The sequence below is a fragment of the Acinetobacter johnsonii ANC 3681 genome (assembly GCF_000368805.1).
Lineage (GTDB): Bacteria > Pseudomonadota > Gammaproteobacteria > Pseudomonadales > Moraxellaceae > Acinetobacter > Acinetobacter johnsonii.
In genome coordinates, this window is sequence record NZ_KB849707.1 from 63,200 (window position 1) to 85,638 (window position 22,439).

At 44.6% G+C, this 22,439-nt stretch carries 23 protein-coding genes; 15 read left to right on the top strand and 8 right to left on the bottom strand.

Annotated features, from left to right (window positions below):
- Positions 1-46: 46 nt before the first annotated feature.
- Genes glmS through ribBA form a run of 7 tightly spaced genes read right to left on the bottom strand, consistent with a single transcriptional unit; the run spans position 47 to position 6,776 of the window.
- A complete protein-coding gene (gene glmS / locus F946_RS14505; protein ID WP_004983906.1) occupies positions 47-1,885 on the bottom strand; it encodes a glutamine--fructose-6-phosphate transaminase (isomerizing) in 1,839 nt (612 codons plus the stop codon).
- Between the two features lie 12 nt (positions 1,886-1,897).
- Positions 1,898-3,262 carry a bifunctional UDP-N-acetylglucosamine diphosphorylase/glucosamine-1-phosphate N-acetyltransferase GlmU gene (gene glmU / locus F946_RS14510; protein ID WP_004983910.1) on the bottom strand — a complete coding sequence of 455 codons (1,365 nt, stop codon included), beginning with the start codon at positions 3,260-3,262 and terminating at the stop codon, positions 1,898-1,900.
- 20 nt (positions 3,263-3,282) lie between these two features.
- A complete protein-coding gene (locus F946_RS14515) occupies positions 3,283-3,804 on the bottom strand; it encodes a phosphatidylglycerophosphatase A family protein (protein WP_004983912.1) in 522 nt (173 codons plus the stop codon).
- Positions 3,782-4,699 (bottom strand): thiamine-phosphate kinase, encoded by a 918-nt coding sequence (gene thiL / locus F946_RS14520; RefSeq protein WP_004983915.1) that lies wholly within the window; start codon positions 4,697-4,699, stop codon positions 3,782-3,784. The genes F946_RS14515 and thiL overlap by 23 nt, the downstream gene beginning before the upstream one ends.
- Before the next feature lie 12 nt (positions 4,700-4,711).
- Positions 4,712-5,167, bottom strand: coding sequence for a transcription antitermination factor NusB (gene nusB, locus F946_RS14525; RefSeq protein ID WP_004983920.1), 456 nt, complete (start codon positions 5,165-5,167; stop codon positions 4,712-4,714).
- A 4-nt stretch (positions 5,168-5,171) separates the two neighbouring features.
- Positions 5,172-5,642 carry a 6,7-dimethyl-8-ribityllumazine synthase gene (ribH, locus tag F946_RS14530; RefSeq protein ID WP_004684294.1) on the bottom strand — a complete coding sequence of 157 codons (471 nt, stop codon included), beginning with the start codon at positions 5,640-5,642 and terminating at the stop codon, positions 5,172-5,174.
- 18 nt (positions 5,643-5,660) lie between these two features.
- Positions 5,661-6,776 (bottom strand): bifunctional 3,4-dihydroxy-2-butanone-4-phosphate synthase/GTP cyclohydrolase II, encoded by a 1,116-nt coding sequence (ribBA, locus tag F946_RS14535; protein WP_004983924.1) that lies wholly within the window; start codon positions 6,774-6,776, stop codon positions 5,661-5,663.
- A gap of 520 nt (positions 6,777-7,296) precedes the next feature.
- Between ribBA and F946_RS14540 the strand changes: the two genes are divergently transcribed.
- Complete coding sequence (locus tag F946_RS14540; RefSeq protein ID WP_035327201.1) at positions 7,297-8,691, top strand: methylenetetrahydrofolate reductase C-terminal domain-containing protein; 1,395 nt, start codon at positions 7,297-7,299, stop codon at positions 8,689-8,691.
- 2 nt (positions 8,692-8,693) lie between these two features.
- Here the strand turns inward: F946_RS14540 and F946_RS14545 are convergent, their stop codons facing one another.
- Positions 8,694-9,359: an epoxyqueuosine reductase QueH gene (locus tag F946_RS14545; protein WP_035327178.1), complete on the bottom strand. Its 666-nt coding sequence runs from the start codon at positions 9,357-9,359 to the stop codon at positions 8,694-8,696.
- A 374-nt stretch (positions 9,360-9,733) separates the two neighbouring features.
- Here F946_RS14545 and F946_RS17515 point away from each other — a divergent pair, with 374 nt between their 5' ends.
- The 14 genes from F946_RS17515 (at position 9,734) to F946_RS14610 (ending at position 22,426) form a co-directional block, all read left to right on the top strand.
- Positions 9,734-9,856, top strand: coding sequence for a hypothetical protein (locus F946_RS17515; protein WP_004684300.1), 123 nt, complete (start codon positions 9,734-9,736; stop codon positions 9,854-9,856).
- 694 nt (positions 9,857-10,550) lie between these two features.
- Complete coding sequence (locus F946_RS14550) at positions 10,551-11,468, top strand: LysR family transcriptional regulator (protein ID WP_004983930.1); 918 nt, start codon at positions 10,551-10,553, stop codon at positions 11,466-11,468.
- A gap of 144 nt (positions 11,469-11,612) precedes the next feature.
- Positions 11,613-12,233, top strand: a complete 621-nt coding sequence (locus F946_RS14555) for a beta-ketoacyl synthase chain length factor (protein ID WP_035327203.1) — start codon at positions 11,613-11,615, stop codon at positions 12,231-12,233.
- Entirely contained in the window at positions 12,227-13,039 is an 813-nt protein-coding gene (locus tag F946_RS14560; protein ID WP_004983936.1) for a lysophospholipid acyltransferase family protein, read from the top strand. Before F946_RS14555 ends, F946_RS14560 begins: the two co-directional genes overlap by 7 nt.
- A complete protein-coding gene (locus F946_RS14565; RefSeq protein ID WP_004983939.1) occupies positions 13,023-13,283 on the top strand; it encodes a phosphopantetheine-binding protein in 261 nt (86 codons plus the stop codon). Before F946_RS14560 ends, F946_RS14565 begins: the two co-directional genes overlap by 17 nt.
- 9 nt (positions 13,284-13,292) lie before the next feature.
- Positions 13,293-13,541 carry an acyl carrier protein gene (locus F946_RS14570; protein WP_004983942.1) on the top strand — a complete coding sequence of 83 codons (249 nt, stop codon included), beginning with the start codon at positions 13,293-13,295 and terminating at the stop codon, positions 13,539-13,541.
- Complete coding sequence (locus tag F946_RS14575; protein WP_004983943.1) at positions 13,538-14,092, top strand: COG4648 family protein; 555 nt, start codon at positions 13,538-13,540, stop codon at positions 14,090-14,092. The genes F946_RS14570 and F946_RS14575 overlap by 4 nt, the downstream gene beginning before the upstream one ends.
- A gap of 77 nt (positions 14,093-14,169) precedes the next feature.
- On the top strand, positions 14,170-15,831 hold the full coding sequence (locus tag F946_RS14580; RefSeq protein ID WP_004983945.1) for an ApeI family dehydratase: 1,662 nt from the start codon (positions 14,170-14,172) through the stop codon (positions 15,829-15,831).
- Between the two features lie 13 nt (positions 15,832-15,844).
- Complete coding sequence (locus tag F946_RS14585; protein ID WP_004983949.1) at positions 15,845-16,579, top strand: glycosyltransferase family 2 protein; 735 nt, start codon at positions 15,845-15,847, stop codon at positions 16,577-16,579.
- Between the two features lie 17 nt (positions 16,580-16,596).
- Positions 16,597-17,511 (top strand): LpxL/LpxP family acyltransferase, encoded by a 915-nt coding sequence (locus F946_RS14590; RefSeq protein ID WP_004983951.1) that lies wholly within the window; start codon positions 16,597-16,599, stop codon positions 17,509-17,511.
- Positions 17,512-17,516: 5 nt separating this feature from the next.
- The gene (locus F946_RS14595; RefSeq protein ID WP_004983955.1) at positions 17,517-19,049 is read left to right on the top strand and encodes an HAL/PAL/TAL family ammonia-lyase; all 1,533 of its coding nucleotides are present in this window, start codon (positions 17,517-17,519) and stop codon (positions 19,047-19,049) included.
- Between the two features lie 9 nt (positions 19,050-19,058).
- The gene (locus F946_RS14600) at positions 19,059-19,478 is read left to right on the top strand and encodes an acyl-CoA thioesterase (RefSeq protein WP_004983957.1); all 420 of its coding nucleotides are present in this window, start codon (positions 19,059-19,061) and stop codon (positions 19,476-19,478) included.
- 58 nt (positions 19,479-19,536) lie between these two features.
- Complete coding sequence (locus F946_RS14605) at positions 19,537-20,127, top strand: LolA family protein (protein ID WP_407637095.1); 591 nt, start codon at positions 19,537-19,539, stop codon at positions 20,125-20,127.
- Positions 20,102-22,426 (top strand): MMPL family transporter, encoded by a 2,325-nt coding sequence (locus tag F946_RS14610; protein ID WP_004983962.1) that lies wholly within the window; start codon positions 20,102-20,104, stop codon positions 22,424-22,426. Before F946_RS14605 ends, F946_RS14610 begins: the two co-directional genes overlap by 26 nt.
- The last annotated feature ends 13 nt before the right edge of the window (positions 22,427-22,439 follow it).

Consider the following 22,439-nt stretch of genomic DNA (forward strand, 5'->3'; position numbering starts at 1 on the left):
TTTAGATAAAGAATAAAGGCTGGATACCCAGCCTTTATTTAAATAATTATTCTACAGTGACCGATTTAGCGAGGTTTCGAGGTTGGTCGACATCTGTGCCACGAAGGACTGCAACATGATAAGACAGCAGTTGTACAGGTACGCTATAAACAATAGGCGCCAATATTGGGCTAATGCTTGGTACATAAACCACATGCTGACGGTCTTTGGCTTTAATGCCGCTATTTTCATCGGCAAAGACAAAGAGTTCACCACCACGTGCCTGAACTTCTTCCATATTGGATTTCAGTTTATCCAGCATGTCATCCTGCGGCGCGAGGATGACCACCGGCATGTCATTATCCACTAGGGCCAATGGACCATGTTTCAGCTCACCCGCGGCATAACCTTCGGCGTGAATATAGGAGATTTCTTTCAGCTTGAGTGCACCTTCCAGTGCGATCGGGAAATGCGTACCACGGCCCAAGAACAGGCAATGCTGTTTTTCTACGAACAGCTCAGAAAGACCTAAAATCTCATTATCATGACGCAAGGTATCTAAAATCACTTTAGGGGTATGCCAAAGTTCAGCCGTAATCTCAGCCACATGCTGTACAGAAATGCTCTTCTTAACTGTACCGATTTTTAGGACCAATAACATCAGTGCTGCAAGCTGCGTGGTAAACGCCTTGGTCGATGCTACACCAATCTCAGGACCCGCCAGTGTAAGCAAGCTATGATTGGTCTCACGTACCATAGATGATGTTGCGACATTACAAATAGTCATGGTGGTGATGTCAGCACCTTTTGCTGCAGCACGCTTTTGGGTATCACGCAGTGCGGCTAAAGTATCAGCGGTTTCACCAGACTGTGAAATGCAGACATAAAGCGTGTGATTGACAATGACAGGGCTGCGATAGCGGAATTCGCTCGCAATTTCTACTTGGCACGGTAAATCAATCAGTTGTTCAAACCAATATTTGGCAATCATCCCTGCATGGTAGCTGGTCCCACAGGCAATGATTTGGATTTGCTGAATTTTTTGGAAATCAGCGACTGCATTGGCAAGAAAATCTTCACGCAGTGCATTGCCATCTAGAGCTTGAGAAATGGTTTGTTGAATCGCTTCGGGTTGCTCATAAATTTCTTTGAGCATGTAATGCTTATATTCACCTTTAGATGCATTGCTGACGGCAGCATCTAATTCTTTGATTGGGCGCTCGACCCGTTGACCAGCGACAAAAACTTCAATGCTATTGCGGGTTAAACGAGCAATATCACCTTCTTCAAGGTAAATAAAACGATTGGTAATAGGTAGTAAAGCCAATTGATCTGAACTGATAAAGTTTTCGCCAATACCGACTCCAATGACCAAAGGTGAACCTTCACGCACGGTAATGAGTTCATCTGGATGGTCAGTATGTACGATACCCAGTGCATAAGCCCCTTTAAGCTGAGGCACGACTTGTTGCACAGCTTCCAGCAAGCTTGGAGTTGACTTTAAAGCATCCTTCACCAAGTGAGCGACCACTTCGGTATCGGTCTGTGAGGTAAATACATAGCCTAAAGCTTCAAGATCATCTTTAAGTTCTTGATAGTTTTCAATAATACCGTTATGGACTACAGCAACATCGCCTGAAATGTGCGGATGTGCATTATCTTCAGTGGGTTTGCCATGGGTTGCCCAACGTGTATGCGCAATACCCAGAGAACCTAGAATACCCGATTGATTAACGGCTTCTTCTAGATTGGATACTTTACCGACACGTCTTTCGCGTAAAACTTGACCTTGATTGACCAGCGCTAAACCAGCAGAGTCATAGCCACGATATTCAAGGCGCTTTAAACCTTCAATTAAAATATTGGTAATACTACGTTCTGCAACGCCACCGACAATACCGCACATAATCTAATCCTCTTATTTCTTCATCTTTTGTGGACGTTGATAGTTTTCTTTTTCAACTTGCTTAGAGCGTTCTACCGCTAAACTATTCTCTGCAACATCACGGGTAATGGTTGAACCTGCGCCGACGGTTGCGCCGTTGCCAATCGTGACAGGTGCAACCAATGAGCTGTTGGAACCAATAAATGCAGCATCACCAATGATGGTTTTAAATTTATTTGCACCATCATAATTACAGGTAATAGTCCCAGCACCAATGTTCGAGCCTGCACCAATTTCAGCATCACCTAAATAGGTAAAGTGATTGGCTTTTGAACCGAAGCCAATGCTGGTGTTTTTGACTTCAACGAAGTTACCAATATGCACTTCAGCCGCCAGTTTTGCACCTGGACGTAAACGAGCGAAAGGACCAATCTGCGCATCTTCACCAACCATAGCATTATCAAAGATGCTATACGGCTGAACTTTTGTACCTGCTGCGATCTTGGTATTTTTGATGATACAACCTGCACCAATTTCTACATGGTCGCCGAATTCACATTCGCCTTCAACAATCACATTGATGTCGATGCGGACGTCTTGTCCAACGGTTAAATGTCCACGAAGGTCAAAGCGACGAGGGTCAATCAAATGCACACCTTGCTGCATGAGCTTTTTGGCTTGGGCTATTTGGAATTGGCGCTCTAATACGGCAAGCTGAATGCGATCATTGACTCCTTCAACTTCGAAGGCTTGTTCCGGCTCAACCGATGCGACTTGCATCCCATCGGCTAAGGCCATTGCAACGATATCCGTGAGGTAGTATTCACCTTGCGCATTATTATTGCTTAAGCGTGGTAACCACGCATGTAATTTGGCATTGCTGACTGCATAAATGCCGGTATTAATTTCTTTAATCTGGTGCTGCTCTGTGGTCGCATCCTTATGTTCAACAATCGCCTGAATCTGACCATTCTCACGCACAATACGCCCATAACCTGTTGCATCGGCTAAAGTTAAAGTCACTAGACCAATGCCTGTCTCGGCAGTTGCATTGAGTAATTTTTGTAGTGTGTTTTGAGAGATGCAAGGTACATCGCCTGATAAAATCAGTGAGCTGCCTTCCTGCGGAAGGACTGGGAGTGTCATTTGCACTGCATGACCTGTTCCGAGTTGCTCAGCTTGTTCCACCCATTCAATCTTTTCATGAGTAAACGTTTCTTGAACTCGTGCACCGCCGTGGCCATAAATTGTAATAATATTGGCTGCATTTAATTTTTTTGCAGTGTCGATGACATGACCAAGTAAAGGACGTCCTGCAAGTGGTTGTAGTACTTTGGGTAAAGAAGAACGCATACGTGTTCCTTTACCTGCAGCAAGAATAATAACAGTCGTTGACATGTTGTAATCCTAAAAATGGCCTAAGCCACAGTGAAATAAAAATAAATCCAAATACAAAGTGCAGCCCATAGTCCTGCAATCAGGTCGTCGAGCATAATACCAAAGCCACCTTCGACTTTTTGGTCAATGACACGAATCGGCCACGGTTTCCACACATCAAAAATACGAAATAAAATAAAACCCAGCAGCAGCCAGAGCCAATTCATTTGCCCTAAATACAGGACAGGCAAAAAGGTGATGGACTGGCCAGCAAACTCATCCCATACAATACGCCCATCATCATGTACGCCCATCACTTTGGCAGTATGCCCACAGATATAAATGCCAATCAGAGACATGAGGATGATGGCAATAATGGTGTTCGATAAGCCAATTGCAAGCCAAATTGGGACAAACAGCAGCGCGAAGGCAGAACCGAACGTTCCTGGTGCTTTGGGTGCTAGCCCTGAGCCAAACCCTACACCGCAAAACACGATGAAACGGTCATACCAAGACATCTGACGAAAGAGGATAGGGGGCTTATGCAAAGTGTTGATATCCATTAAATTGCAAGGAATGGTCTAAGCCATTTTGTTGAAAACGCAGACCACTTTCAGCATCAATTTTTCCAATCACACTGATGCTGCTATGGTTTTGTTGTTGCAAAAGTTTTTCATAATTCTGCGGGCTTATTGTAAAGCATAACTCATAGTCATCGCCACCCGCCAAAGCATATTGCCATTGTTGTTCTCGTGTTAAATCTTGTAGCGTGGTGTTGATGGGCAATTGATCAAGTTGTAGGGTCGCGCCCACATGGGATGCTTTTAAGATATGACCGAGATCTTGTGCTAAGCCATCCGACACATCAATCATACTGTGCGCTAAGCCTTTGAGTGCTTGCCCCAGTTCACAGCGTGGGGTGGGGTAGTCCAAACGTTGTTGGAGAGGGTGGCCTAAGTGTTGTAAGGCAAAAGCAGCATCGCCGACAGTACCACTGACACAAATCAAATCACCCACTTGAGCGGCAGAGCGAGTAACGGCTTGACCGATATCGACCCAGCCCAGTGCAGTCACGGAAATGGTGAGATGTGGGCTTTGGGTGGTGTCTCCACCAATTAAACTCACTCCAAATTGATCACAGCAATCATATAAACCCTGACTAAAACCTTTAAGCCAGTCATGATCAATTTGGGGTAAGCTCAAGGCCAATAAAATACTCTGAGGTTTCGCGCCCATTGCGGCGATATCAGATAAATTGACCGCGACAGATTTCCAGCCAATCGCATGTGGGCTGGTATCAAGCGGGAAGTGACGTCCAGCAACCAAGGTATCGGCACAAATGACCAATTGTTGCTGCGGTGGTGGTGTGAGCAAGGCTGAGTCGTCACCGACGCCTAAATCGACAGAATGAGGACTCTTACGATTAAAATAGGTATCAATGATCGAAAACTCAGCCATACAACAAATCTACTACTGTGAGTTCGCTTGTTGCTTTTCTGCTGCACGTAAAGTTGTTGCTAAACGATCTAATACACCATTGATGTATTTATGGCTGTCTGCACCGCCAAAATGTTTAGCAAGCTCGATCGCTTCGTCTAAAACCACGCGATATGGAATTTCAAGATGTTCCTTGAGTTCATATGCGCCTAAACGAAGGGTCGCAAGTTCAACGCCGTCAAGCGCAGAAACTTCGCGATCAAGCACAGGGATTAAGAGCGCATCCAATGCTTCATGATTGGCAACCACTTGGGTTAACAATTCATGATAATAGCTCAGATCCACTTTGTGCATGGCATTTTCCACACGCGTACGTGCTTCGATCTCATGGACTGGATTGTGGCTCATTTGCCATTCGTAAATTCCTTGTACAGCAAAGCGACGTGCTTTACGTTTTGCTGCATAAGTTGCTTGCAATGTTTGCGACATAGCGTTAAATAGCCTTTAACAAGTTAACCATTTCAATTGCAGTAAGAGCAGCTTCGCCACCTTTATTACCTGCTTTTGTACCCGAGCGTTCAATCGCTTGTTCAATACTATCCGTAGTCAATACACCATTAATCACTGGAAGACCAGATTCTAGGCCAACCACGCCTAAACCTTTGGCACATTCACCTGCAACAAAGTCGAAGTGAGGTGTGCTACCACGAATCACAGCACCCAGTGCAATGATGGCATCGAAGCGTTCAGACGCCACTAATTTTTTAGCCACGACAGGAAGTTCCCACGCGCCTGGTGCATGAACAACAGTGATATTATCCTCTGATACACCATGACGTTTCAATGTATCAATTGCACCTTCTAATAGATGTTCGACAACAAAACTATTAAAACGACCCACTAAAATCGCATAACGGCCTTCGCTAGCGAGATGTAACATACCTTCAATACGGCGAATTGCCATAGCAACCTCGATGATTTTTTAAGTTGTTTGATGTGCGGTGATATATTCCACCACTTCTAAATTAAACCCAGAGAGTGCATTAAAGCGTAAAGGTGAGCTCAAAAGCTTCATCTTTTCTACGCCTAAATCACGTAAAATTTGTGCGCCCACCCCAATGGTTTGGTACTGCTGAGATAAAGCAGCATTGGATTTGGTTGGTTTTGGTGCTGTAAGGCTGTCTAGCGCTGGACCTAAGTCTTGTAAATGACGCTGCCCAATCCAGACCAAAACACCACGATCGCTGCTTGCAATTTCTTGCAGAGCTTTGTCGAGATTCCATGCTGGCTCGCCGTCTTTTTTGTTGAGCTTGAGCAGGTCACGAACAGGGTTGAAACCATGGACACGAACGGTGGTTACACCTTCTTTTGGTTCACCTTTCACCAAAGCCAAGTGAATATCTGGATTGCCTAATTCGCGGTAACGGTATAAGTCAAACGTCCCATATTCGGTATCAATACTTTGCTGATCAATCCGTTCAACCGTTTGTTCATTGGTCATACGGTAGTGAATCAGATCCGCGATGGTGCCAATTTTTAAACCATGCTTTTCAGCAAAAATTTCAAGATCGGCACGGCGCGCCATCGTGCCATCTTCATTGATGATTTCACAGATGACTGATGCAGGCTCTAGACCCGCTAGGCGAGATAAATCACAACCTGCCTCGGTATGCCCTGCGCGGTGTAGAACACCGCCAGGCTGCGCCATCAAGGGGAAAATATGTCCGGGTTGAACGATGTCTGATGGTTTTGCATGTGCCGCTACCGCTGTTTGAATGGTATGCGCACGTTCTGCAGGTGAAATTCCTGTAGAAATACCTTCCGCCGCTTCAATGGAGAGCGTGAAGTTGGTGCCATGTTGTGCGCCATTGGCATCGACCATCAATGGAAGATTCAATTGTTTACAGCGATCACGGCTGAGCGTTAAGCACACCAAACCACGTGCGTGGGTGATCATAAAGTTGATGTCTTCTGCGCGAACATGGGTCGCTGCGATAACTAAATCACCTTCATTCTCACGATCTTCGTCATCCATCAGGATAACCATTTTACCTGCACGGATATCTGCAACTAGCTCTTCAACGGTATTGAGCGGCATCAACCTTCACCTTCATCGTTGTCGCCATGGACGACATATCATTTGTTTTCATTGGCACATAGTTTAAGCTTTTTTCAGGCTTTTGCCTATGTGCGAATCATTTCCTTGAGTCGACCATTGTTATACACAGTCAGTCCCAGCTTGAAAAGATGCCTTTATTTTAAAAAGCAGAAATGTGCCTAGTCTTTAAGCGATTGAAAAGCATAAAAAAGAACAATCTTATCGAAAATAAATCAATCAGCGTAGTAAATAAGGGGGCTAGACAAATGTTGTGCTGTGGGCGGCGTGTGGTTGAGCGTTGGAGTACCTTCTTTTTTGAATTTGACCATCAGGTTCAGTTTTAGCAGGGTACTGCAACTAATGAATCAGACCGGGGTGGATATTTGCGTTCACTCATCGGGTGGAGGATGAGTCAAAAAATATTGAATCTGCCGTAGTGAATAATCAGACGATTCGTCATCTATTTTTGATTTGTACTATAATTCTTCTTTTTTTAATCCTCTGGATTATTTCTTCTGTGATGTCCCTACTTGCTCAATATTTTGCACAGCAACAATTTTGCGTATTGGTTGAATACTTAAGCTCGCACCAAGCCCAGTGGCCTGTGAAAGCTCAATTTGCAGGTTTTCCTGCGGCTATGACTCTGGCTGATCGGGTGCATGCAGATGACGATGAAGCGCCTTTGCAAGTCGCCAAACAGTATCCACAAGAGATTGAGAAAGTCATTCACTTTTCGGGAAAGGCACGGGATATACAAGACTTTGAGCAGTTTTTGCAAGATGCAAAAACACAGGGTCAAAAGAACTTATTGCTCTTAACGGGTGATAAATTAAAACAGCACTGCTATAGCCACGACCTAGAACCCCGAACACGTTATTTGGAGTCGGTGAATGCTGTCATGGAAGCCAAACGCCAAGGCGGTTTTCATATTGGTGTCGCGTTTAATCCATTTAAATATGCGGAAGCGGAAAAAGAGGCGCAATATTTAAAACTGCATAAAAAAATGAAAGCAGGGGCCGATTATGTGATTACCCAATTGGGCTATGACATGACTGCTTTACAAGATGCGCATGAATTTTTAGTGCAGCATCAGTATTCTCAGAAAATGTTAGCCTGCGTCATGCCACTGACCTTGGAACGGGCTAAGTTTATGCTGAAACATAAAGTGGCCGGCATTGTGATCACCCCGCATATGTTGCAGGTGTTGCAACAGGAAAAAGAACAGGGTTTGAGTGATCACGTTTATATGCGCTGCGCATTACAGATTCTAATGTGTCGACATTTGGGTTTTGCGGGGGTGCATTTATCGGCTTGCCATCAGCCTGAAGAACAAAGCTTACTGGAGCGTTATATTGAAGAATATCGGCACTCGAGTTTTGCTGAGTGTGAACGACTTTGGAATACGCTTTGGCAGGTGAAAACCGGTACAGAGTTTCATCCGAAGCTGACTTATTATTCACGGCCTGCGACCTCAAGTCAGATTATTAAATACCAACATCTGCATTTGATGCATGATGCTTTATTTGAATCTAAACTGGCCAAAGGCGTGGGGCGGTTTATTTTTAATTTCAATGTTTGGGACCGAACTAAAGCCAACAAAGCATTACTGAAAACAGAACATTTGAGTAAGCATGCGGTGGTGGGCTGTGAAAGTTGTGGTCAATGCCGTTTAGGCGAGACTCTGTATATTTGCCCTGAAACTTGTCCCAAAGGCTTGGCCAATGGGCCCTGTGGTGGAACCAGCTTAGATCGCTGTGAATTTGGTGACCGTGAATGCATTCATTCAGTCAAAGCACGCTTAGCCAAAGCCGTTGGACAAACCAAGATCTTAAAAGAAAAGCTGATTCCGACCGTGTCGATTGCGGTGCGTGGAACCAGCTCTTGGAAAAATTGGTATGTGGAGGCTGCTGGCTGAAATTAGCTGTCCTGATCCATGGCATTGGAATAGAACTTTTGTCCGAGTTTGATGCGTTCTCGGCCTTGGCTCATGCGCCAGCGGTTGTTATCCCGCAGTGAATACACGCAGCCACAGTACTCTTGTTGATAAAATTCTTCACGTTTGCTGATGTCCAGCATGCGTACCGCACCGCCATGTTTGCGCCAGTTGTAGTCCCAGTAGTGAATGCCTGCATAATGTGAAGCAGAACGGTGGCCACACTCATTGATCTGCTGCATATTCTTCCAACGGGAAATACCGAGAGAGCTGCTGATCAGGCTAAAGCCATGTTCTGCCGCATATAACGCTGTCCGTTCAAACCGCATATCAAAACACATGGTGCAACGGATCCCTTTTTCTGGCTCATTTTCCATACCTTTAGCACGTGCAAACCAGTTGTCTGTGTCGTAATCACAGTCAATAAATGGAATGTGATGTTTTTCTGCAAAGCGAATATTTTCTTCTTTACGAATCAAATATTCCTTTACAGGATGAATATTGGGGTTATAGAAAAAGATAGAAAAATCGATACCTGATTCAATCAGGGTTTCCATGACTTCACCTGAGCAAGGTGCACAGCAGGAATGCAAGAGCAGTTTGTCATGACCTGTGGGGAGGCTAAGTTTCTGACGTTCGAGCTTCGACATATTGAATGGTTTTTATCTATTTAAAGCAGACAGTTTAAAACGTCTAACGAGCGGATCAACGGCGATAGGGTGAAGAATTCTCAGGATGAGCTGATGAATTTTCATGATTAAAATCGACTTTGGTAGATGATTAAGACCTGCTTTGAGCGCTGTAGATGAGTAGAGAGAACATTTGAGAGGCCCAAACTTGCATAATGGAGCGAGATTCGTCATCATTTACCCAAAGGGTGTTTAACAGTTGTGTTAGATAGGTATTCGTTGAAGGCGGGCCACTTCAACAGCATGAAAGAGAGTATCTAGCTGTGCTTCATTTTTTTACTACGCCTTCCAATAAGGAATTGGAGTGTCGTCATAATTTTCAGTATGAGACCGATATGCGTTTGATCCAACGCTGTAAATTTCTTGAAGATCAAGATGAGAAAAAAGCCATTCAACATCTTTTAAAAGAACGGGGTTATACCAAAGCTGAGATTTTAAAGCTCACCATTGATGGTTAAATCTAAGATTTAAAAAAAGCTTCCTAGTCGGAAGCTTTTTTGTTTTTACTGTTCTGTTTGGCTTCTCACCAGTTTGAGAGACAAACGACTTTCTATTCGATATTTACATAATGCTTCACGTGGAACATAAAAAAGCCCGAAGACTAGGGTTGTGAGAAGTTCTGCTGTCAGCACGTTATGCTTTTTCAGCGCTTTAGCCACTCAATTTGGATAGAAGATCAGAATCATCAGTTCTCAATATTTGAACTGAATTTAACTCAGGTAAAAGAGCATGCTGCTTGCTGTCAAATGATTTCGTTATATCAAAGTAGACATATCACAAGAGTTCGATGCATAGCCACGAGTTAAGTAGGACAGTTGGTGGGCTGAATTCGGTCGTTGTACCTCTCAAAAACTGAAGGAATCGCGATTCAACCTAGGCATGATAAAGAGATAGTCTTAAAAGTCATCAATAGTTATAAAAGAAAGCCTTACTTCCATTGGTGCTCATGCACGGATCATGAAGATTATTAATTTAAATGCTTAAATTTTTCATATTCTGTAAATGGGGCGAATATTTTCGTTGTAGATCATAAATATTAAAGTGAAATAAACTAATTAAGTATAAACTAAGGTGAGAAAAAATAATCAAATGTCACTTTTATAGGTTAAGCTATATCGTATTCATCAAGATTAAAAAATTGGGCTGCGCCAGATGTTAGAACTCCGCCATTTAAAAACCTTAACCGCTTTAAGAGAGCATGGCTCATTGGTGGCTGCTGCGGGAGACCTATGCTTAACACCTTCAGCTTTGTCGCACCAGTTGCGTGAGTTAGATCAGTGGTTTGGGGTAGAGGTGGTGAACCGTCGTAGCCGTCCAGTTAGCTTTTCTAATGTGGGACAGCGTTTATTAAAACTGGCTGATGAAGTATTACCGCAGGTACAAATTGCACAAAGCGACATTACCCGTATTGTGCATGGTCAAACTGGACGCATTACTTTTTCCTCAGAGTGTCATAGCTGTTTCGATTGGTTAATGCCGTTGTTAAATCAATATCGCCAACAATATCCAGATGTTGATCTGGACTTCGCTTCAGGTTTTGAGGCCAATCCGCATGAGTTATTGCAGACAGGTGAATTTGATTTATTGATTACGGCCGACCCGATTGCGTTAAAAGGGGTGGAATATTTCCCGATTTTTGAGTACGAATCGCGTTTGGTTTTATCCAACACCCATCCTTTGGTTCGTGCTAAAGATATTACCGTGCAAGAACTTGCAGAAGAAACCTTGGTGACCTATCCAGTGGATAAGCACCGTTTAGATATTATGTCGCGTCTCTTTATTCCGGCCAATATCCTGCCGAAACAGATCCGCACCACCGACCTCACCCAAATGCTGATTCAGCTGGTGGCAAGTGGGCGTGGCATTGGGGCATTACCCGATTGGGTGGTGAACGAATATGAACAAAAGGGTTGGGTGACTTCGCGTCGTTTGGACTGCGTAGCGCCTGAAGGTTTGCGTCGCACCCTCTATGCAGGCTATCGTACTGAGGAAAAAGAGAAGGATTATTTCGAAGGCTTTTTAAAACAATTGGATAAATTTGCCAAGAAAAGAACGCAATATTACCTTTAGTCGCTCTTGTTTTAAGGGGGAGGATCAGGGTTGCTGTATCCTCCTTTTTTGAACCCGTCAGCGCTTGTTATTTTTTGTGAAAAATGTGGCTCAGTGCTATAATTGCGCGCCTGATAATTTGTCAACTTTTAAACACTGATCATGATGATGCAACTCTACGTATCCCGCTTGAATATGAGCTTGGTTGATCAAGAATTATCAGCTATAGAGTACATTCCTGCGATGCAACGCCGACGCTTATCGCGTCTTGCAAAGCTGGCTTTGAATAGCGCAATGCAGACTTTAGACACCCACAATGTTGATTATATTGTTTGGGTGTCGCAATATGGCGATGAAGCAAAAACACTAAATATTTTAGAAGATGTGTTAAGCGAGCAAACCCCTTCACCGACTCAATTTTCAACCTCGGTCCATAATGCAATTTCAGGCTTATATTCTATTTTATGTCAGGATGCGACACCTGCGACCAGTTTGGCGGGTTCGTGGAATGATGGTCTAATTGAAGCCTATGCGTGGTTAAAAACAAGGCCAGAAGCTCGTCAGGTTTTGCTGGTGTATTATGATGAAGCCTTGCCAGACATATATATCGAGCATCAACCATTTGCTGCTTTTGCGATGGCAGCGATGATTTCATTAGCGCCTGCAAATTTGATGTTGATGCCAAAGCATACAGATTCAACGCCAGCCTATCAGCAGGCTTTAGCATTTAACACGTTTTGGACTAATCCTGATCAAACTGAATCTGAAGCGTGGACGAAATGCTGAACTTAAACCGAATCAAGCAAAAAGCCAACTATGTCTGGCGCGTTGGAGCGACAGGATTTAGCTTTGCCAGCTTTGGCTTAGGCGGCGTGGCGATTGGTGGTTTGATTGCACCTCTGGTCAAGCTGAGCTCAGCAGACCTTGAGCTTCGCAAGCAGCGCACTCAAAAGGTGATTAAGCACAGTTTTAAAGGTTTCACCGAAATGATGGTGAAACTGGGCATCATGACCTATACAGTTGAAGGCTTAGACAAACTACAGCACAGCCAGCAGGAGTTGGTGATTGCCAATCATCCGACACTGATTGACGTGGTGGTTTTAATTGGTTTAATGGAACAAGCAAACTGCGTGGTTAAGCAGGCGCTGTGGTCGAATCCATTTACCAAAGGTCCTGTGCAAAGTGCGGGTTATATTTTAAATGCAGGTTCCGAACAATTTATTCAGGACTGCGTACAAAAATTACAGCAAGATCATGCGGCGTCCTTATTGATCTTTCCTGAAGGGACGCGAACAGCAAAAGGTGAGCAGCTAAACGACTTTCAGCGTGGTGCGGCCAATATTGCCCTGCGTGCAGGTGTGCCGATTCGCCCCGTGCTGATTAGCTGCACACCATCAACCCTGACCAAAAATGAAAAGTGGTATCACATTCCAGAACAGCCTTTTCATATCCATGTAAAAGTGTTGGATGCGATCCGAGTGGAAGACGTATTGGATGATGTAACGGTCAATCCCAAAAATGTGCGTCAATTAAATCAACAATTACAGTGGTTTTTTAACCAAGAGTTATCCCTAAATGAGCAATCTTGCTGATGAATTAAAGCAAATGATTATTGATGTCCTCGCCCTTGAAGACATCCGTATTGAAGACATTGATACAGACGCACCTTTGTTTGGTGATGGTCTGGGTTTGGACTCGATTGATGCTTTAGAACTGGGTTTGGCATTGAAAAAGCGTTATGGCATTCATCTGAATGCAGAGTCAGCAGATACCAAAGAATATTTTAAATCAATTCAAAGTTTAGTGGCTTTGGTTGAAGCACAGAAAACAGCATAAGAGGTTGCTATGCTTGCACAAGAAACCGTGTTAGATAAATTACGTGAGTGGATGGAAGAGCTGTTTGAAATTGCGCCTGAAGAGGTGCAGTTAGAATCAAACTTAGCTTCAGACCTTGATGTCGACAGTATTGATGCCATTGATTTAGTTGTTAAAATTAAAGAGCTGACAGGCAAACAAGTCAATCCTGAAGACTTTAAAAATGTGCGTACCGTGCAAGATGTGGTGGTCGTGATTCAGAATATGTCGGCTGCATGAACAATATTTTAAAAGGGATAGCAGGGGTCGGATTGATCCTCTATCCTTTTTTTGTAGCTTATGCTTTAGCACATGGACAGTATGTCTGGGTCAGTGCGGTATTGATTGCACTGGGCGTCTTGCGTCTATTCAGTAGGGGCAATGCCCTGCTGTGGCCATTGACAGGTTTTGCCATTTTATGTGGCGGGCTGAGTTTGATTTTAAAAGATCATGCGTGGCTTAAACTCTATCCTGTCTTTATGAGTCTCGGGGCGCTGTTTATTTTTGCCAGCACCTTGATTCGACCGCCTTCGATGATTGAACGTTTTGCACGTTTGGCAGAGCCTAATTTGCCCGAAGAAGGGGTAGAATGGACCCGTCAAGTCACCAAAGTTTGGTGTGGGTTTTTCTGCATCAATGCGATCATTGCCTTGATCACCGTTTTCTTTGCACCGATGAAGATTTGGGTGCTGTATAACGGCTTGATCTCTTATATTTTGATGGGTGGGTTGTTGCTGGGTGAATTTGTGTTGCGCAAACGCCAGCAGCGACTGCATCAAGTACAGAAATAACAGCATTTCCGTCAGGGCAGCTGAAAAAGTGGCCTCGAACTATAGCGATTAGAAATACGGTTTTAAAAACAAATTTTATGTCTTGTCATTTTCAACATCATCTCCATTCATTGCGTCCCCTGTGTATTCAGGCGGACTCAAGTTTCATTTCCTTTCACACTTTTTGGTTGGATGTGGCTGAACAGGCTGCGCAAATTCAGCCGTTGGAACAGCCTGTATGGGCGCTTTGGCAAGAAGACAGTTACGAGTTTTTAGTGTTGTTGTTTGCAGCCTTGCAAGCAGGCAAGCAAGTGCTATTGCCGCCGCATCGGGTCAGCGACTTAGAAAAAGAATTGGCTGGGCAGCAGATTTATTTTTTAAAACGTTTGCCGTCGACAGTAGCGTCAACCTTCGAGCTTCAATTTGATGCCGCCTTTTTCAATCAGGCGCAGCTGTATTTTTATACTTCGGGTTCAACTGGGCAGCCGAAAAAGATTCCCCGCACTTTGCAACAGTTGTTCAATGAAGTCTGTGGTTTGGAAGCCAGTTTTGATTTACCTGAGCAGGCGGTAGCCATTGCCACGGTGAGCCATCAACATATTTATGGTTTGTTGTTTAAGCTGTTGTGGCCCTTAGCCAGTGGGCGCAGTTTCTATCAAAAACAACTGGCTTTTCCTGAGGATGTGGTCGATCTTCAAAAGAAAATTGCCCATGTGCAGCTGCCCAATTATGTAATTTCCAGTCCTGCTTTGCTGAAGCGCTGGACCACAGATGTGGTATTGCAAGACTGCCATAGGGTCTATTCCTCTGGTGGAAAGTTGGATGCAGGCGTGCGTCCTTTGCTGAACTGTCCGATTACGGAAGTGTTTGGTAGTTCTGAAACAGGCGGGATCGCCCACCGTCAGGCAGATGATGCGCTATGGACCCCCTTTGCCAATGTCGAAATTAACTGCGCCGAGCAGCAAGAGTTAGCCGTTAAAACCAACCATGCCTTTAGCGCGGATTGGATTTTAACTGGGGATAAAGTGCAGGTTGCAGATGTACAGAATCCTAAAAGTCCGTTTCAGTTATTGGGACGTTTGGATCGCATTGTCAAACTCGAAGAAAAGCGTTTAAGTCTCGATGCCATTGAAGCGAAAATTGCTGAGTTGGTCGAAATACAGCAGTGCCATGTTTTAATTCATGAAAAAGAACAACGTCAGATTTTGGCAGTGGTGGTTGTACTGACCGAGGATGCAAGGGGGTTGCTCATCGAAAAGGGCAAAGCTGCATTTACTGCACAACTGAAAAAACAACTACAACAGAAGTTGGAAAGTATCGCAATTCCGCGGCAGTGGCGGTTTTTAACGCAAATGCCACAAAATGCACAATCGAAGTTGAATAAACAGTATTTAAAATCGCTCTTTCAGCCGATGAGCTTGCCTGTGGTGTTGATGCAGCAATCTCACGATACGCAGATCAGTTATGCTTTAGAATTTATTCCAGAGTTGGAGTGTTTTAAAGGACATTTCCCGAACTTTCCAATTTACCCTGGTGTAGGCCAAATAGGATTTATCCAGCATTTTGCCAAACAAAACTGGGCGGATTTACTGTGGTGTAATGGTTTTGAGCAGTTAAAATTTCAAGGGCTGATCCAACCCTATCAAACGGTAGAACTTGTGCTTAGCCGTAAAGCGCATAAGGTCAGTTTTGAGCTGAAAAATCATGACAAAATATTGGCATCAGGACGCTTACTGTTTGCTGTCCCTTCAGACGTTTAAGCCGAGAGACAAAATGAAACACTGCTTTGTGATTCCTGTGTATAACCATCCGCATTATTTGGCTGCGTTATTGTCACATTTAAGCGCTTTCGAGTTACCGATCATTATGGTGAATGATGGCAGTGATGCCGTTTGTACAGCAGTATTACATCAGCTTGCGCAGGACTACCCAAGGGTCGATTTGGTTGAACATAGCCACAATCAGGGTAAGGGACAGGCGGTGATTACAGGTCTCAAGCATGCTTTTCAATGTGGTTATAGCCATGCTTTGCAATTGGATGCTGATGGACAACATGACTGGCAGGATGTGCAGCACTTTTTAGACACCTCTATCCAGCACCCCGAAGCCATGATTATTGGTCAGCCGATCTTTGATTCGACTGTGCCAAAAAAACGTCTCTATGGCCGTTATGCAACGCATATTTGGGTGTGGATTAACAGTCTGTCTTTTGACATTAAAGACAGCATGTGTGGCTTTCGTGTTTATCCTTTGGCGCAGACGGTGAACATTTTAAATACAGCCAAGTTTCAACTGCGGATGGGCTTTGACTCTGAAATTTTGGTGCGTTTGAAATGGGACAATGTGCCGTTTATCAATCTGCCCACGCATGTGATTTACCCCGAAGGCGGCATTTCACATTTTGATGTTTGGCGTGACAATCTGGGCATGGCGCGCGCGCATAGTCGCTTATTGGGTGGCATGCTGCTGCGCTTCCCCAAATTGATTTTTCAGAAAGTCAAAGGCTAAGGCGGTCAGAGAAGCATATGCAGAAATGGAGCGCCGTGAAAGAGCGCGGCGGGATGTTACCGCTGCTGCTGATGCTGGGTTTCTACCGTTTGGGTGGGCGCTGGCTGTGCCGAGTCATCTTATACTTTGTGATTTTATGGTATTGGCTCTTTTCCAATACTGCGCGTCAGGCTTCACTGTTGTACTTAAAAAAACTGCATCATTTTGCAGGTGCGCAGTCGCCGTTTCAGGCTGAGCCGCAGCTGTGGTACAGCTATACGCATTTAATGCAATTTGGCGAATGTATTTTAGATAAAATTGAGGGCTGGCTCGGACATATTCCTGAGCAGAACTTAAAGTTGCATGGTCATGCGCACTTTCGTTCGCATTATCAAAAAGGTGCGGTGATTGTGGTGTCGCATTTTGGCAATATTGAATTGCTTCGCGCCATCAAAGCAGAGCATCCGCAGAAAATTAATGTGTTGGTCTATCAGAAACATGCCACCAAATTCAATGCATTTTTAAAAAAACTGAATGAACATGCCGATGTTAATTTGGTTTCGGTGGATGAGCTAGGAATCGAAACAGCACTGATTTTGCAGGATAAATTGGATCAGGGTGAATGGGTGATTGTGGCAGCAGACCGCGTGCCCGTGCAGTCGGATCGGGTACAATCGGTTGCTTTTCTAGGTGAGCAAGCGTTGTGGCCGCAGGGTGCATGGATTTTGGCCAGTTTGTTGAAAGCCCCTGTATTGGCAGTGTTTTGCTATCGAGTCGATACACATTTTGAAGTGCATATTCATCAAGTGGCGGAGCAGTTAAATTGGCCACGTAAAGAGCGTTTACAGGCTATGCAACAGACCACACGACAGTATGTGGAACTGTTGGAACAGCATTGCATACATGCGCCTTATCAATGGTTTAATTTTTATAATTTTTGGAATAAAGGATAAGTCTTGTGTTAATTGTTGGGGAAACTCCGCTCAGTATTGAAAATGTTGTGGCTGTAGCGCGTAAAGAAAAACAGGTGGCATTGCCTACCTCTGCTGAATGGACAGCATTGATTCAACGCGGCGCAGATTTCCTTGATCAGCTGTTGCAAGACGAAGGCGTCATTTATGGCGTGACCACGGGCTATGGAGACTCGTGCTTGGTTGAAATTCCAGCCCACCAAGTGCATGAGCTGCCGCTACATTTGTCGCGTTTTCATGGCTGTGGCATGGGGCAAAACTTAGACCTGATTACAGCACGTGCTGTTGTGGTGGTGCGTTTATGTTCTTTGGCACGCGGCTATTCGGGTGTTTCGCATGCCTTGTTGCAGCGGTTGGTCTGGATGCTGAATGAAGATGTGATTCCTGTGATTCCCTCAGAAGGTTCGGTCGGTGCCAGTGGTGACTTGACGCCTTTATCTTATATCGCTGGGGCATTGGTCGGTGAGCGTGATGTGTACTATCAAGACCATATTGTACCGATTGCGCAAGTGTATGTAGAAAAAGGTGTGCAGCCTTTGGTGATGCGTCCTAAAGAAGGTTTGGCCCTGATGAATGGTACAGCGGTCATGACCGCGATTGCCTGCCTGAATTATAAAAAAGCCGAACAGATTTCTTTTGCCAGTACTTTGATTACAGCACTAAATGTTTTGGCTTTAGAAGGGAATCCAAGCCATTTTGATGAAGTCTTATTTGCGCAAAAACCACATCTGGGACAGCAACATATTGCAGCCCAATTACGCGACTGGTTAAACAGTGAAGTACAAACCGAACACCAAAGTTCGCGCCTGCAAGACCGTTATTCACTACGCTGTGCACCGCATGTGATTGGGGTGTTTGAAGACTCTAAACTCTGGCTGCGTCAGTTTATTGAAAATGAGCTGAATTCAAGCAATGACAACCCATTGATTGACCCAGTGAACCTGCGGGTACTGCATGGTGGACATTTCTATGGCGGACATATTGCCCAAGCCATGGACAGCCTGAAAATTATGATCGCGAATATTGCTGACTTGATGGATCGTCAGTTGGCGCAGTTGGTGGACTATAAAATGAACAATGGTTTACCGCGTAATTTAACCGGTTCAAGTCCTGAGCGTTTGCCGCTGAATCATGGCTTTAAAGCCGTACAAATTGGGGTTTCGGCATGGACAGCAGAAGCTTTGAAACAAACACTCGCTGCGTCGATTTTCTCACGTTCAACCGAATGTCATAATCAAGACAAAGTCAGCATGGGCACCATTGCCGCACGTGATGCTAGCCGTGTGATTACTCTGACCGAACAAGTGATTGCGGCACTCAGCTGTGCAGCGGTTCAGGCGGTCAAACTCAAAGGTGTAGATACAGAACTCAGCCCTGTTTTAACAGCATTTCAACACTGGGTGCTTCAGAGCTTCACCTATATAGTGGAAGATCGTCCTTTGCAACAAGAGCTTCAAGCATTGGTTAATCGCTTTGAGCATTTAGAACTGTTAGACAGCATTGCTGTTCAATATTCATAGGAAATGAGCATGCATGCTGATGTAATCATTGAAGTGCCCTTTCATGATGTCGATACCATGCATGTGGTGTGGCACGGGCATTATTTAAAATATTTTGAAATTGCGCGCTGCAAACTGCTGGATCAATTTCACTATAACTATAACCAAATGCGCGACTCGGGCTATGCATGGCCGGTGATTGAAAGTCATGTGCGCTATGTACAAGGCATTGAGTTTGAGCAAAAAATTCGCGTGCGTGCCATTTTAAAAGAATGGGAAAACCGCCTAAAAATTGAATATCTGATTTTCGATGCGGTTTCGGGTAGAAAGCTGACCAAGGGCTATACTTCACAAGTGGCGGTACACATTGAAAAACGTGAAATGTGCTTCCAGTCACCACAGGTGTTGTTGGACTGTTTAAATGCATGGCCTGAGTTTAAGGCGGAGTAATGCAAGCATGATTCGAGACAAATTTTCCAAGCCGATTTTGGTTGCGTGTACAGCCAGTATGATGACTTTGCTTGCTCCCGCAGCGAATGCACAAAGTACTGAATTGAAGCAGGTGTTTGCTCAGCTCGGTGCAATGCCTGTGGTGCGTGCTCAATTTGAGCAACAGAAAAAACTGGCCTCTTTAAATAAAACCTATGTGTCCAAAGGCACGGTGCTGTTCAGCAAAAACCAAGGGGTGCTGTGGCAGATTCAAAGTCCCGTCAAAGCAGATTTGGTGGTGACACCGCGAAAGTTGATACAAAAGACGCAGCGTACTTCTAGTCAAATTGAAGTCGACAAAACTCCATATGGCTCTGTTGCAACGATGTTTTTACAATTGATGTCGGGCAATGAAGCGGCGCTCGCTAAAAACTTCAACGTGGTGTCTGCCAATTATAGTCCAACGCAGTGGAATGTCAGTTTGACACCGAAAAGTGGTCTATTTAAAAAGCTTTTTGTTCAAGTTGATGCGCAAGGTCAGCGTTATGTGGACCGTATCACGATTTTGGAACAGGCCAATAACCGCACCGTCATTCGTTTTAGTCAGCAAACGGCTCAACCTCAAACTTTAACGGCTGCGGAAAATGCGCTTTTCCAATTGGCAAAATAAGTTTAGCGCCCTTTGGTTACTGATTTTGTGTGTCATTGCTTTGGCACTGGGCGCGGCTTGGCTGAATAAAGGTATCAAGATTGAAACCAATATCTTTGCTTTGCTGCCTGAGGCTCATCAAGATGCTCATCTGGAACAAGCACAGCAATATGTGAGTCAGCAGTTAAATGATAAAGTTTTTGTGGTGTTGGATGCCAAAACGGATCAGCAATTAGAACAGGCAACACGAGCACTTAAAACCCAAGCTAATCAAAGTCAACTGTTTTTACCTGTTCGTCCACAGCTTGATCCCGATCAATTTGCCCAAGCGCTGTATCAGCACAAAGCAGGGCTATTATCCAAGACTGATCAGCAGCTTGTGCAGGGGCAGGACTATGCTGCGTTGATGGAGCAGAGCTTATTACAACTGATGAGTCCGGGCATGCCAATCACGGCTGAAATGCTCAAGCAAGATCCTTTACTGCTGTTTCCGCGTTATGCAGTCGGTTTAAGTGCCTTACAAAGCAATGCCGATATCAATTTAGAGCAGGGCTTCGCCACAATTCGTGATGAGCAGGGTATCTCTCGTTTGATGGTACTTCAGCTCAACAACAGTCCCTATAACATTGCCTACCAAGAGCAGACCGCTGCATTTATTCAACATATCAATTCGCAGTTTAGCCAGTTGCAGGTCAAACCGCACTGGACAGGTACGCTGCTGTTTGCACAGTTCGGCACTAACTCTGCAAAAGAGGAAATCTCGACCATTGGTGTAGGTTCGACCATCGGAATTTTACTGCTGGTTTGGTTTGGCTTCCGTTCGATCAGACCCATGCTAACGGAAATGGTTGCGGTCGGCACAGGCAGTCTGGTGGCCTTTGCGGTGACGTATTGGGTTTTCGGCGAAATTCACCTGATGACACTGGTCTTTGGTGCTAGTTTGATTGGGGTCTGCGTCGATTTTTCATTTTACTTCATGGCCATGCAGTCTCAGCACCGACAGGTGGATGGATTTGCTGTTTTAAAACCATTGCTGCCGAGTCTATTTGTGGGGTTGATGACCACACTGTTGGCCTATGTGGTGCTGAGTTTTACCCCATTTCCGGGTTTTAAACAAATTGCAGTCTTTTCCATGGTTGGATTGAGTGCTGCATGGGTGACCAGTATTTTATTACTGCCACGTTTGCCTGCGCTGAATGCGGAACCTGCGATACGTGCTTTGGGCTTTATTGGCAAAGCACGCAGTTATGTGCAGAGTCGAAATACACTGCGTTATGGCATGATTGCACTAATTCTACTGCTGACAGGCAGCAGCCTCGTCCTCCTGAAAAGCAATGATGACATCCGCAATTTGCAAAGTATGGATGCCACCTTAAAGCAGGAAGATCAATATATTCGTTCGCGTTTTATGCAACAGCAAAGCAGCGAATATTTTGTGGTACAGGGCAGAACCCCAGCAGAGTTAGAACAGCATGAACAGCAACTGTTGGCAGAGCTTACGCCCTTGCAGCAGGCTGGCAAGTTGGATGCTGTGCAGGCTTTAGGACAGTGGATTCCCTCGCTTGAGCAGCAAAAACACAATATTGCGATGTTACAGGCGATTCCTCAGCCCGCTTTAGTCGAATATGCGCAAGCGTTACAGCTCAATACAGCCGATGTTTTAAACTGGCAAGCGCATTTAAAAGACCAACCGTTGCTGACCGAAGCAGTCTTTAAAGATCATCCCCTGCATTTTTTGCAGATGAGTCCGACGCAACGTTTGGTGATGCTGCAAAATGTGCATGATGTTAAAGCCATACAGCAGCTTGAAGATGCGGATGTACAACTGTTACGTCCCGTTCATCAATTATCTGAGTTATTCAAACAGCATCGTGTGCAGGCACAGTGGCTATTACTCAGCGCTTTGCTGATGTTAGCTGTTGGCTTAGGCGCACTTTATGGCAAAAAATCAATTCTGCCTTTGGTGTTGCCTGTCAGTATGGCTCTAATGACCACGTTTGCGATTCAAGCCTGGCTCGGTGTCGAGATTAATTTATTCAGCATTATGGGCACCTTCCTGATTATTGGGATTGGGGTGGACTATGCGATTTTCTACCGTCACGGACATGATCACCCGCAGGTGGTGGGTATGGCTTTGTTCCTGTGCATGATGTCGACGTTTTTTAGTTTTGGTTTGCTGTCTTTTAGTCATACTTATGCCATTCACAGTTTTGGCTTAACAGTGTTGCTGGGCGTTATTTTTTCATTTATTTATGCCACACTTTTTACATCCTCCGATGCAAAACATGTGGTGGTTCAACAATATCAGCCAAAGAGCTGAGACAAAGGGTACA